The sequence below is a fragment of the uncultured Amaricoccus sp. genome (assembly GCF_937858865.1).
GTDB lineage: Bacteria > Pseudomonadota > Alphaproteobacteria > Rhodobacterales > Rhodobacteraceae > Amaricoccus.
The window spans coordinates 1-8,753 of the sequence record NZ_CALLYO010000420.1; the positions used below are offsets into that span (position 1 = coordinate 1).

The 8,753-nt window shown below is 69.9% G+C and carries 10 protein-coding genes; 5 read left to right on the forward strand and 5 right to left on the reverse strand.

The window, feature by feature from the left end; all coding sequences use genetic code 11:
* Positions 1-236: 236 nt before the first annotated feature.
* The 4 genes from bhcD to bhcA all read right to left on the reverse strand — a co-directional run bounded on the left by bhcD (position 237) and on the right by bhcA (position 4,819).
* Entirely contained in the window at positions 237-1,205 is a 969-nt protein-coding gene (gene bhcD, locus Q0112_RS12430) for an iminosuccinate reductase BhcD (protein WP_297975801.1), read from the reverse strand.
* A gap of 265 nt (positions 1,206-1,470) precedes the next feature.
* Entirely contained in the window at positions 1,471-2,637 is a 1,167-nt protein-coding gene (gene bhcC / locus Q0112_RS12435; protein WP_297975803.1) for a 3-hydroxy-D-aspartate aldolase BhcC, read from the reverse strand.
* Between the two features lie 14 nt (positions 2,638-2,651).
* Positions 2,652-3,629 carry a beta-hydroxyaspartate dehydratase BhcB gene (gene bhcB, locus Q0112_RS12440; protein ID WP_297975804.1) on the reverse strand — a complete coding sequence of 326 codons (978 nt, stop codon included), beginning with the start codon at positions 3,627-3,629 and terminating at the stop codon, positions 2,652-2,654.
* A 2-nt stretch (positions 3,630-3,631) separates the two neighbouring features.
* A complete protein-coding gene (bhcA, locus tag Q0112_RS12445) occupies positions 3,632-4,819 on the reverse strand; it encodes an L-aspartate--glyoxylate aminotransferase BhcA (RefSeq protein WP_297975805.1) in 1,188 nt (395 codons plus the stop codon).
* 183 nt (positions 4,820-5,002) lie between these two features.
* Here bhcA and bhcR point away from each other — a divergent pair, with 183 nt between their 5' ends.
* Positions 5,003-5,824, forward strand: a complete 822-nt coding sequence (gene bhcR, locus Q0112_RS12450) for an HTH-type transcriptional regulator BhcR (RefSeq protein ID WP_297975806.1) — start codon at positions 5,003-5,005, stop codon at positions 5,822-5,824.
* A 40-nt stretch (positions 5,825-5,864) separates the two neighbouring features.
* Here the strand turns inward: bhcR and Q0112_RS12455 are convergent, their stop codons facing one another.
* A complete protein-coding gene (locus Q0112_RS12455) occupies positions 5,865-6,077 on the reverse strand; it encodes a DUF1127 domain-containing protein (protein WP_297975807.1) in 213 nt (70 codons plus the stop codon).
* Between the two features lie 153 nt (positions 6,078-6,230).
* Here Q0112_RS12455 and ctaA point away from each other — a divergent pair, with 153 nt between their 5' ends.
* From ctaA to rpsI, 4 genes are all read left to right on the forward strand, one after another.
* A complete protein-coding gene (gene ctaA, locus Q0112_RS12460; protein WP_297975808.1) occupies positions 6,231-7,364 on the forward strand; it encodes a heme A synthase in 1,134 nt (377 codons plus the stop codon).
* Positions 7,361-7,528 (forward strand): hypothetical protein, encoded by a 168-nt coding sequence (locus Q0112_RS12465; protein WP_297975809.1) that lies wholly within the window; start codon positions 7,361-7,363, stop codon positions 7,526-7,528. Before ctaA ends, Q0112_RS12465 begins: the two co-directional genes overlap by 4 nt.
* A 152-nt stretch (positions 7,529-7,680) precedes the next feature.
* Entirely contained in the window at positions 7,681-8,145 is a 465-nt protein-coding gene (gene rplM, locus Q0112_RS12470; RefSeq protein WP_297975810.1) for a 50S ribosomal protein L13, read from the forward strand.
* Between the two features lie 2 nt (positions 8,146-8,147).
* Entirely contained in the window at positions 8,148-8,627 is a 480-nt protein-coding gene (gene rpsI / locus Q0112_RS12475) for a 30S ribosomal protein S9 (protein ID WP_297975811.1), read from the forward strand.
* Positions 8,628-8,753: the final 126 nt, after the last annotated feature.

Below are 8,753 nucleotides of genomic sequence, written 5' to 3' on the forward strand. Positions count from 1 at the left end.
GGGTCCGCGATCGAGGCGGCATACTTCTCCGCATATTGCGCCGCGTTCACGTGCGCACGGGCGACGATCTCGGCGGGGGGCTGGTGAAGGCTGTCCGACATGGCGATTCCCCTTGAAGGCGCGCGGCTCCGGCGGCCGGCAGGCACGATTCCAGAGATAGCTCCGGCAGGACGGGTTGTAAAACCTCCTGCCGGCCGGGGGAATCTGTGCGGGGAAGCGCGGGGAAGCGCCTCGGGTCAGAGGTCGATCTCGATCGCCTTTCCCGAGCGGCGGGCGAGCTCGACCGCCTTGGCGGCGACGGCGAGGTCCTGCAGGCCGACCCCGGTGCCGTCGAAGAGGGTGATCTCCTCCGCCGAGCTGCGGCCGGGATGGTCGCCGTTGATGACCCGGCCGATCGGGGTGATCGCCGATTCGGCGACGAGGCCGGCGGCGACGGCATGCTGCGCCTCGCCGATCGAGACCGACTGCGCCACCTCGTCGGTGAAGACGGTGGCGCGGGCGAGGAGCTCGGCCTCCACCTCCTGCTTGCCCTTGGTGTCGGTGCCCATGCAGGCGAGATGCGTGCCCGGCCGGACCTGGGCGGCATGGAGCAGCGGCGCGAAGCTCGAGGTGATGGTGATGACGACGTCGGCCTCGGCGCCGAGCCGGTCGAGGTCGACCGCCTCGAAGGGCAGGCCGAGCTCGGCGGCGGTGTCGGCGAGGCGGGAGAGCATCTCCGGGTGCGGGTTCCAGCCGATCACCTTCTCGAAGGGACGCTGGCGGGCGGCGGCGCGCATCTGGAAGGCGGACTGGTGGCCGGCGCCGACCATGCCGAGGACCTTCGCATCGGGGCGGGCGAGGTGCTTGATCGAGACGGCGGCGGAGGCGGCGGTGCGGGCGGCGGTCAGATAGTTGCCGCCGACCAGCGCCGAGACGCGGCCGGTGTCGGGGTCGAAGAGGAAGACGGTCGACTGGTGGTTGCCGCCGAGGTTGCGCTCGAGGTTGTGCGGCCAGTAGCCGCCGGCCTTCACGCCCAGGGTGAGGCCGGCGCGGTCGAAGCCGCCCTTGAAGCCGTAGAGGGCATCGGCGTGGCCGATCGCCTCGCGGACGACGGGGAAGTTGTAGGCGTCGTCGCGGGCCATGGCGGCGAAGATCTGCTCGACCGGCTCGAAGGCGTCGTCGAGCGAGAGGAGATCCGGGCAGGCGGCTTCGGGGACGATGATCATCTCGGGGGCTCCTCGGGGCGTTTCGCGCGCGAAACTATAGGTAAGTTATTGGTTTTGATTTCTTATTATGTTCGCGTTAACCGCGCGTTCAGCTTTCGGCGGGCGGCGCGGGCCGCAGTTGCGGCCATTTCGGGCGCGCAGGTGCGCGCATTGTTGCTTTGCTTGTCTTTCCGCCTGTGGGCGGAAAGACGACTGCTCTCCAGGTTTCAAGGCCGTATGAAGACCTGGGCGCCCCCGCCGGAGACGGGGGCGCGGGAGGGAAGGGTCAGTAGACCTTGCCGCGGGCGCTGACCGGCCAGATCGACTCGACCTTGCCGTTCCGGACCCCGACGTACCAGTCGTGCACGTTGCAGGTCGGGTCGCAGTGGCTGGTGACGAGCTTCAGCTTCTCGTTGATCTTCAGGACGCCCTGCGGATCCTCGATGACGCCGTGCTCGTCGGAGCACTTGATGTACTTCACGTCGTCGCGGCCGTAGACGAAGGGCATGCCGCTGTCGACCGACTGCGCCTTGAGGCCGGCGTCGCAGATCGCCTTGTCGGCCTTGGCGTGCGACATCACGCTCGTCAGGATGAAGAGCGCGTTCTCCCACTCGCCCTGGTCGATGCGCTTGCCGTTCTCGTCGAGGATGCGGCCGTAGTCGCCGTCCATGAAGGCGTAGCTGCCGCACTGGAGCTCGTTGTAGACGCCGGAGTTCGACTCGAACTGGTAGCTGCCGGTGCCGCCGCCGGAGACGAGCTCGGGCTCGAGGCCCTCCGCCTTCAGCGCCGCGACGGCGTCCTCGACCATGGCGATGGCGATGTCGAGCTTGGCCTTGCGGTCCTCGAACTTGTCCATGTGCTGCATGGCGCCCTGGTAGGCCTGCAGGCCGAGGAAGCGCAGGCCGGGGGCCGCCGCGGCGGCCTTGGCGATCTCGACGACGGCGGGCGTCGTCGTCACGCCGCAGCGGCCGGCGCCGCAGTCGATCTCGACGAAGACGCCGAGCTCGGTGCCGTGCTTCTGCGCGGCCGCGGAGAGGTCGGCGACGTTCCTGACGTCGTCGACGCAGACGATGACGCGGCCGCCCGAGATCTTCGGCAGGCGGGCGAGGCGGTCGATCTTGGCGAGGTCGCGCACCTGGTTGGAGACCAGGATGTCCTTGATGCCGGCGCGGGCGAAGACCTCGGCCTCGGAGACCTTCTGGCAGCAGACGCCGATGGCGCCGCCCTGCTCCATCTGCAGCTTCAGCACGTCCACCGACTTGTGCATCTTGCCGTGGGCGCGGTGGCGCATGTTGTGCTTGCGGGCGTAGTCGCCGAGCTTGCGGACGTTGCGCTCGAGGGCGTCGAGGTCGAGGATCAGGCAGGGGGTCTGGATGTCCTCGTAGGCCATGCCGATGCTGGCGGGGATGTCGTAGCCGACCTCGAGCTCGTCGATCTTCTCGTATCTGGTCATGTCTTTCCTCCCCTTCACTTCAGCCAGGGCAGCTTGTCGAGGTCGACATTGCCGCCGGTGATGACGACGCCCACGCGCTTGCCGGCGAAGGTGTCGCGGTTCTTCAGGATGGTGGCGAGCGGCACGGCCGAGCTCGGCTCCATCACGATCTTGAGGCGCGCCCAGATGAGGCGCATCGCGTCGATGATCTCCTGCTCGGAGGCGAGCAGGACGTCGGTGACATAGGTGGAGACGAAGTGCCAGGTGCGCTCCTTGAGCGGCACCTTGAGGCCGTCGGCCACCGTCACCGGCGCGTCGTAGGCGATGATCCTGCCCTGCTTGAACGACTGGTAGGCGTCGTCGGCCTGCTCGGGCTCGGCGGCGTAGATCTTCGTGCCGGGCGCGATGGTCGAGAGGGTCAGGCAGGTGCCGGAGATCATGCCGCCGCCGCCGATGGGCGCCACGACCGCGTCGAGGGCGCCGAGCTCCTCGACGATCTCCTTCGAGCAGGTGCCCTGGCCGGCGATGACGCGCTCGTCGTTGTAGGGGTGGACGAAGTCGGCGCCGGTCTCGGCCTGGACGCGGGCGAAGACCTCCTCGCGCGAGGAGGTCGAGGGCTCGCACTCGGTGATGACGCCGCCGTAGCCGCGGACGGCGTCCTTCTTCGCCTGCGGCGCGGTGCGCGGCATGACGACGTGGCAGGGGATGCCGCGCCGGCCGGCCGCGTAGGAGAGCGACAGGGCGTGGTTGCCGGAGGAGTGCGTCGCCACGCCCTTCTTCGCCTTCTCCTCGGAGAGGCCGAAGACGGCGTTGCAGGCGCCGCGCACCTTGAAGGCGCCGGCCTTCTGCAGGTTCTCGCACTTGAAGAAGAGCTCGGCGCCGGCGAGCTCGTTGATGAAGCGCGAGGTCAGGATCGGCGTCTTGTGGATGTAGGGCCGGACGCGCTCATGCGCGGCCAGCACGTCGTCCCAGGTCGGGATGTAGAGATCCTCGGTCGTCGCGACGGCGGTCATGGTCAGGCGGCCTTGCTCAGGGCGGCGGCGGTGCCGCGGTAGTATTCCTGCGCCGCGGCGACGCCGCTGCCAAGCTTGATCGGGAAGTCGAGGTCGGCCATGACCATCTCGGCCGTCGCGATGCCCGAGAGCGCCATGACGTCGGTCAGGCTGCCGAGGTGGCCGATGCGGAAGAGCTTGCCGGCGACGTCGCCGAGGCCGACGCCGAAGGCGACGCCGTACTTGTCGGCGGCGTGGACCACGACCCTGGTGCCGTCGAAGCCCTCGGGGACCACGACCGCGCTGACCGTCTCGGAGTAGAGGTCGGGCGAGTGGGCGCAGAGCTTCAGCCCCCAGGCGGCGACCGCGCGGCGGACGCCCTCGGCGAGGCGGTGGTGGCGGGCGTAGATGTTCTCGAGCCCCTCCTCCTCGATCATCTTCAGCGATTCGCCGAGGCCGAAGAGCAGCTGCACCGGCGGGGTGAAGGGATAGCCGCCCTTCGGGTTGGTGTTCAGCATGTCGCGGAAGTCGAGGAAGCAGCGCGGCAGCCTGGCGGTCTCCATCGCCTTCAGCGCCTTCTGGCTGACGCCGACGATGGCGAGGCCGGTCGGGAGCATGAAGCCCTTCTGGCTGCCGGTGACGGCGACGTCGACGCCCCACTCGTCCATGCGGAAGTCCATCGAGCCGATCGAGCTGACGCCGTCGACGAGGAGGAGGGCCGGGTGCCGGGCGGCGTCGAGCGCCTTGCGGACGGCGCCGACGTCGGAGCGGACGCCGGTCGCGGTCTCGTTGTGGGTGACGAGGACGGCCTTGATCTCATGGTCCTTGTCGGCCTCGAGCACGGCCTGGAACTCGGCCGCCGGCGCGCCGGCGCCCCAGGGGGCGGTCAGCTTGTGGACGTCGAGCCCGTGGCGCTCGCACATGTCGATCCAGCGGTGCGAGAACATGCCGTGGCGGCAGGCGAGGATCTTGTCGCCGGGCGAGAGGGTGTTGGAGATGGCCGCTTCCCAGCCGGCCGTCCCGGTCGCCGGGAAGATGACGATCTCGGCGTCCCTGGTCTTCAGGACCTTCTTCACGCCGGGGAAGAGCGGCTTGAAGATCGCCCCGAAGCTCGCCGAGCGGTGGTCGAGCGTCGGCATGTTGACGGCGTGGCGAAGCCGCTCGGGGATGTTGGTGGGGCCGGGGATGAAGACCGGGTTCTGGCTGGACATGGGCGTTCCCTCCTTTGCTTGCGTTGCTTATAGCCGCGATTCGCGCCGGCGGCAATTTTTTTGAAATATTTTTTCAAAACTCCATTTAACGGGGAAAGGTCCGACTTTCCAGGTGGTTGAGGTTTTTCACCTGCCGGTGGCGGTGGATGGCGGCGCGGCGGATGATGGCATAGGATGCAGCCCATGGACATGACCACGAAGCGCAGCCGGGGGCGGCCGAAGGCGTTCAATCCGAACCCGGAGCAGAACACCATCCAGGCGCTCGACCGGGCGATGGCGATCCTGAAGGTGCTGGCCGGGCGGGAGGGCGGCATGTCGCTGACCGAGCTCGCCGAAGCCTCGGGGCAGGCGCCGGCGACGGTCTACCGCGTGCTCTCGACGCTGGAGGCGCACGGCATCGTCGAGACCCAGGCGGCGACGCAGCTCTGGTTCGTCGGGCAGGAGGCCTTCCGCATCGGCAGCGCCTTCCTCGGCCGCACCAGCCTGGTCGAGCAGGCGCGCGGCGTCATGCATGCGCTGATGGCCGAGACGGGGGAGACGGCGAACCTCGCCATCGCCGACGGCGGGCAGGTGATCTTCCTCAGCCAGGTGGAGACGCAGGAGCCGATCCGCGCCTTCTTCCGGCCGGGGACGCGCGGGCCGATCCATGCGAGCGGGATCGGCAAGGCGCTGCTCGCCTATCTGCCGCCGGCGGCGGTGGCGCGGATCGTGCGCGAGCAGGGGCTGGCCGCCTTCACCGAGCGGACGATCACCGACCCGGCGCGGCTGGCCGAGGAGCTGGCCGCGATCCGCGCCCGCGGCTGGGCGATGGACGACGAGGAGCGGACCGAGGGGATGCGCTGCATCGCGGCGCCGATCTTCAACGAGTTCCGCGAGGCGACGGCCGGGGTCTCGATCTCCGGGCCGACGGTCCGCATGGCGCGCGCCGGGCCGGGGCTCGGCGAGCTGGTCAGGGCGGCGGCGGACCGGATCACCCGCGCGATCGGCGGGACGGCGCCGGCCTGAGGCCTTCTTCTTCGACCTCAACTCGATCAAGGCGGGCGGTTCACGGCCGGCCGCCGCACTCGATCAGCGCCTTGCGGACCTCGCGGCGGGAGAGGCCCATGTCGCTGAGGACGTGGTCCTCGCGCTCGAGGAGCTGGCGGTAGGCGCGGCGGGCGCGGGCCCGGGCGATGGCGGTGGCGATGCGGGCGGCGATGCGGGCCGGAAGCGTCGCGGGAAGGGTGATCTCGGCGGGGCGGGTGGTGATGGCGGTCATCGTCTTGCTCCCTCTGGGCCGGGGCTTCGGTCCCCGGTGATGTGGCCAGTATCGGGCGATTCGCCCCGCGGGGCCTGTGAGCGGCGTCACAGGGCGCAAGCGGCGGCGTGACAATCGGCCGGGCGCCGGGTAAATCGCCCCCCGGAGGCGCGCATGAGCAAGACCCGCAGCATCTTCGAGGAGGTCGGCGAGAAGAAGGCGGTGCCGGAGGCGCCGGCGCCCGTCCGCCGTCCCTCGGCCGACCGGCGGGGGATCGCGGTCTGGCTCTCGATCCTCTTCGCGCTCGTCGTCGCCATGATCGTCGTCGGCGGGCTGACGCGGCTGACCGACTCGGGGCTCTCGATCACCGAGTGGCGGCCGGTGACCGGCGCGCTGCCGCCGACGACGCCCGAGGCCTGGACGGCGGAGTTCGAGAAGTACCGCGCCAGCCCGCAGTACCAGGCCTTGAACCAGGGGATGACGCTCGAGGCCTTCAAGCGGATCTACTGGTGGGAGTGGGGCCACCGCCAGCTCGGCCGGGTGATCGGGCTGGTCTGGGCCCTGGGCTTCCTCTGGTTCGGGCTGCGCCGGCGCATTCCGGCCGGCTGGACGCCGCGGCTCCTCGGGCTCGGCGCGCTCGGCGGGCTGCAGGGCGCGATCGGCTGGTGGATGGTCAGCTCCGGCCTGGCGCCGGGGATGGCCGCGGTCGCCTCCTACCGGCTGGCCATCCACCTCGGGCTCGCCTTCCTCCTGCTCGGGCTCATCGCCTGGTACGTGCTGCGGCTCGGCCGGCCCGAGGCGGAGCTGCTGCAGGCGCGCCGCCAGCGCAACGAGGGACTGATCGGCTGGGCGAGCCTGCTCGTCGGGCTCTCCTTCCTGCAGATCCTGCTCGGGGCGCTGGTCGCCGGCATCGACGCCGGGCGGAGCTACGTCGACTGGCCGCTGATGGGCGGGCGCCTCTTCCCGGCGACCGGGCTCGACCTCGAGCCGGTCTGGGCGAACTTCCTCGCCAATCCCGGGCTGGTGCAGTTCAACCACCGGATCGTCGGCTATCTCCTCTTCGCCCTTGGCCTCGTCGCCTGGCTGCGCAGCCGGCGGAGCGCGCTCGGACATGTCCGCGGCGCCTTCGCGGCGATGATGGCGATGCTGGTGCTGCAGCTCGCGCTCGGCATCGTGACGGTGATGCACGCCGCGCCGCTCGGCCTTGCCGTCCTGCACCAGCTCGGGGCGGTGGCGCTCTTCGCCCTCGTCGTCCGCGCCCGCTTCGCCGCGCTCTATCCCCGCGCGCAGAGGATCGCGCGCGGATGATGCTGCGCTATGCCATCATCCTCTTCGTCGTGCTGGCGGCGATCGCGGTCCTCTCGGGCAACCCGCGCACGCGGAAGGTGCTGTGGGCGCTCGCCGGCCTGGCGATTCTCTACACCATCCTGAAGCTCACCGGCGTGATCGAGGCGATCGCGCCGGACCGGTAATGGGGTATCGGGATACCTTATTTTCAAGCTGTTGCTTTGAAAGGGGTATTTCCGCGCCTTGGGGATTGACGCGCGCAGTGATCTCGGTCAAAAGCCCGCCGTTCCGGGGTGGGCTGCGGCCCTCATCCCCGACCTGACACGGGGACCACCTCATGAAGACCTTCTCCGCCCGACCGGGCGACATCGACAAGAAGTGGGTGCTGATCGACGCCGAGGGGATCGTGCTCGGCCGGCTCGCGACCCACGTCGCCATGGTGCTGCGCGGCAAGAACAAGGCGAGCTTCACGCCGCACATGGACATGGGCGACAACGTCATCATCATCAACGCCGACAAGGTGCAGATGACCGGCAACAAGCGCGCCGACAAGCGCTACTGGTGGCACACCGGCTATCCGGGCGGCATCAAGTTCCGCACCGCCGGGCAGATCCTCGAGGGCAAGCATCCCGAGCGGGTCATCGTCAAGGCGATCGAGCGGATGCTGCCCGGCGGGCCGCTCAGCCGCAAGCAGATGGGCAACCTGCGCGTCTATGCCGGCGCCGAGCATCCGCACGCCGCGCAGAACCCCGAGGTGATCGACCTCGCCGCCCGCAATCCCAAGAACACCCGGAGCGCCTGACCATGGCCGATCTTTCCTCGCTCGCGGAGCTCCGCGAGGCCGTCGCCGCCCCCGTCGCCGAGGAGGCGCCGAAGCGCGAGCCGCAGCGCGACAGCCTCGGCCGCTCCTACGCCACCGGCAAGCGCAAGGACGCGGTCGCCCGCGTCTGGATCAAGCCGGGCAGCGGCAAGGTCACGGTGAACGGCAAGGACATGCAGGCCTATTTCGCCCGTCCGGTGCTGCAGATGGTGATCGGCCAGGCGTTCAGCGTCGCCGGCGTCACCGGCGAGTTCGACGTGATGGCGACGGTGAAGGGCGGCGGCCTGTCCGGCCAGGCCGGCGCCGTCAAGCACGGCATCAGCCAGGCGCTCTCGCTCTACGAGCCGAGCCTCCGGCCGGCGCTGAAGGCAGCGGGCTTCCTCACCCGCGACAGCCGCGTCGTCGAGCGCAAGAAGTACGGCAAGCGCAAGGCGCGCCGCAGCTTCCAGTTCTCCAAGCGCTGATCCCCGGAGGCCTTCCGGACGGGGCCGTGGCGGCGGAAGCTGCCGCGGCCTCTTCTGTTTTGGCGCGCCTGTCCGCACGCCGCTCCAGGGCGAAGAGGGCAGCGCCCGACCCGGCGGGCGAGAAGC

Bases quoted from the DNA above. Each gene is read 5' to 3' on its own strand.
- ctaA (WP_297975808.1), top strand. From the start codon at position 6,231: ATGAGCAAGACCCGCAGCATCTTCGAGGAGGTCGGCGAGAAGAAGGCG.
- bhcC (WP_297975803.1), bottom strand. From the start codon at position 2,637: ATGACCAGATACGAGAAGATCGACGAGCTCGAGGTCGGCTACGACATC.
- bhcA (WP_297975805.1), bottom strand. From the start codon at position 4,819: ATGTCCAGCCAGAACCCGGTCTTCATCCCCGGCCCCACCAACATCCCC.
- bhcR (WP_297975806.1), top strand. From the start codon at position 5,003: ATGGACATGACCACGAAGCGCAGCCGGGGGCGGCCGAAGGCGTTCAAT.
- Q0112_RS12465 (WP_297975809.1), top strand. From the start codon at position 7,361: ATGATGCTGCGCTATGCCATCATCCTCTTCGTCGTGCTGGCGGCGATC.
- bhcD (WP_297975801.1), bottom strand. From the start codon at position 1,205: ATGATCATCGTCCCCGAAGCCGCCTGCCCGGATCTCCTCTCGCTCGAC.
- rplM (WP_297975810.1), top strand. From the start codon at position 7,681: ATGAAGACCTTCTCCGCCCGACCGGGCGACATCGACAAGAAGTGGGTG.
- Q0112_RS12455 (WP_297975807.1), bottom strand. From the start codon at position 6,077: ATGACCGCCATCACCACCCGCCCCGCCGAGATCACCCTTCCCGCGACG.
- bhcB (WP_297975804.1), bottom strand. From the start codon at position 3,629: ATGACCGCCGTCGCGACGACCGAGGATCTCTACATCCCGACCTGGGAC.
- rpsI (WP_297975811.1), top strand. From the start codon at position 8,148: ATGGCCGATCTTTCCTCGCTCGCGGAGCTCCGCGAGGCCGTCGCCGCC.